The sequence below is a fragment of the Aestuariirhabdus haliotis genome (assembly GCF_023509475.1).
Taxonomy (GTDB): domain Bacteria; phylum Pseudomonadota; class Gammaproteobacteria; order Pseudomonadales; family Aestuariirhabdaceae; genus Aestuariirhabdus; species Aestuariirhabdus haliotis.
Window position 1 is genome coordinate 1 of sequence record NZ_JAKSDZ010000092.1, and the last position, 2,073, is coordinate 2,073.

Below are 2,073 nucleotides of genomic sequence, written 5' to 3' on the forward strand. Positions count from 1 at the left end.
AGGGCCGCCCTACGGGGCTTTCGGGCGAATCCAGCCTCTTTGTTACGCCTTTTTGAAAGGTCTCGACCTTACTGCAAAGGCGTGTCGCGATTCTGGATTCGCCTGAAAGCCAGAGTTCATCTGAATTAATCAGAGGTGCCTTAAATAGTATGAGCTTATGAGCCAGACCGGGACTATAGTGAAGCCATCGAACTTGGTCGAGCCCTGAGTTGCATCGAGCTGGGCAGCATCACCCTATCAAAACAACAGGATACAGATATGAGCAAGCAGTTACGGAATGGATTATTGATAGTGTTTATAGGCCTGCTGGTTGGTTGTGGGAGTAATGCCCATATCGTCGATGCCTGGGTAGACCCCGAATTGACAAAAAACCGTTTGGACGGGGTGATGGTGATTGCGGTGGCCGGCGAGAAGCCCGACAGCAAGCAGATGCGCAAGAGTTTTGAAGATGCTTTCGTAAAGCAACTAGAGAACAAGGGTATTCGCGCGGTAGCCAGCTACACATTACTGGGCACCGGGAAAAGTACCAAAGAAGCCGTGATTGCCGAGGCCACGAAGGCCAGTCTGGATGCCATTTTGGTGACCCGCTACGCGGGCACCACGACCCAGGAGATCTATCATCCGGGTACCAATTACTACGCCATAGCCCCAAGCTTCGATTATGGTTACGGCGGGCGCTTTAATGGTTACTACGGTCATATTTACAAGGTCTACTCCGACCCCTCGGTCTGGTCCAGCAACAGCCATGTGTATCTGGTCTCGGATCTTTACCAGACCAGTACCGAGAAGCGGGTTTGGCAAGCGTCCTCTGAGGCGTTAAAAACCGATAATCTGGTAGCGTTGCGAGATACCTTTATCAGTACCTACGTCGATGAAATGCTGAATAAGGAACTGCTGGCACATTAATTGGTTCAAGCGGCCGCCGTTTTTTGCGATGCAATGATCTGAGCCCGGCAGGCCCGGCTAACGACCTCAGTCGTTGGCTTCGCGAATACGTTCGAGACGGGATTGCTCCTCATCGAACGCGGCCTTGATTTCGAGCAACACGGAATCCACATCGGCAGATTCGGTCGGTTCGCCAAAATGGCCGCTGAGTTCGCTGTCCGGAAGCAGTTCACCCTCCTCATACAAGGCCCAGATCTCTTTCGCGTACCGGGTCTCCAGCAGCTCGGGGGCAAACTGCCCGTAGTAGTCGCGCATGTTATTAATATCGCGTTCCAGCATCCACTGGGCGTGATTATTGGCGGCGGCGTCGACCGCCTGGGGCAGGTCGATAATGACGGGACCGTAGGCGTCGACCAGCACGTTGAATTCGGACAGATCGCCATGAACCAGCCCGGCACAGAGCATACGCACCACGTCACGAATGACGCAGGCATGATCTTCCCGAGCCTGTTCGGCTGTCATCGAGACATCATTCAGCCGTGGCGCCACATCACCTTCGCCATCGGTGATCAGCTCCATAAGCAGTACACCGTCGAAACAGCCATAGGGCTGGGGTACGCGGACACCAGCACCGGCACAGCGGTAGAGGGCATCGACCTCGGCATTGTGCCAGGCGTCTTCCTGTTGGCTGCGGCCAAATTTTGACCCCTTCTCCATCGCCCGGGCGCGCCGGCTGTTACGTACCTTGCGACCTTCCTGATATTGCACGGCCTGGCGGAAGCTCCGTTTACTGGCTTCCTTGTAGACCTTGGCACAACGGATCTCCTCGCCGCAACGGACCAGATAGACAGAAGCCTCTTTGCCACTCATCAGTGGACGAATCACTTCGTCGACCAGACCGTCATCGTAGAGGGGTTGAATGCGCTTGGGGATTTTCATGGCGGCTCTTATACCCTTAAAGCCGCCCGGATGGAACCTTGGCTAACGAATAATCTATCCATAGCCGGTATATTCTTTATGCGGAGGAAACATCGGATTGCGATCAAACCGGTGAAATGTGGGTGGATCAGAAAAGCCCAGAATTAATCAGAGGTGCCTTAAGGCACCTCTGATTAATTCAGATGAACTCTGGCTTTCAGGCGAATCCAGAATCGCGGCACGTCTTTGCAGTAAGGTCCAGACCTTTCA

Annotated in this window: 2 protein-coding genes; one reads left to right on the forward strand and one right to left on the reverse strand. The window is 53.9% G+C overall.

The genetic code is table 11. From position 1 onward, the window contains the following. The first annotated feature begins 258 nt into the window (after positions 1-258). Positions 259-906 carry a hypothetical protein gene (locus MIB40_RS19350; protein ID WP_249697143.1) on the forward strand — a complete coding sequence of 216 codons (648 nt, stop codon included), beginning with the start codon at positions 259-261 and terminating at the stop codon, positions 904-906. 66 nt (positions 907-972) lie between these two features. Here MIB40_RS19350 and MIB40_RS19355 read toward each other — a convergent pair whose 3' ends face one another. Next, positions 973-1,824, reverse strand: a complete 852-nt coding sequence (locus tag MIB40_RS19355; protein ID WP_249697144.1) for a PA4780 family RIO1-like protein kinase — start codon at positions 1,822-1,824, stop codon at positions 973-975. Positions 1,825-2,073 lie beyond the last annotated feature (249 nt).

What these genes read in the sequence shown, in the direction of transcription:
- MIB40_RS19350 (WP_249697143.1), top strand. Translation starts at nt 259, where the DNA reads ATGAGCAAGCAGTTACGGAATGGATTATTGATAGTGTTTATAGGCCTG.
- MIB40_RS19355 (WP_249697144.1), bottom strand. Translation starts at nt 1,824, where the DNA reads ATGAAAATCCCCAAGCGCATTCAACCCCTCTACGATGACGGTCTGGTC.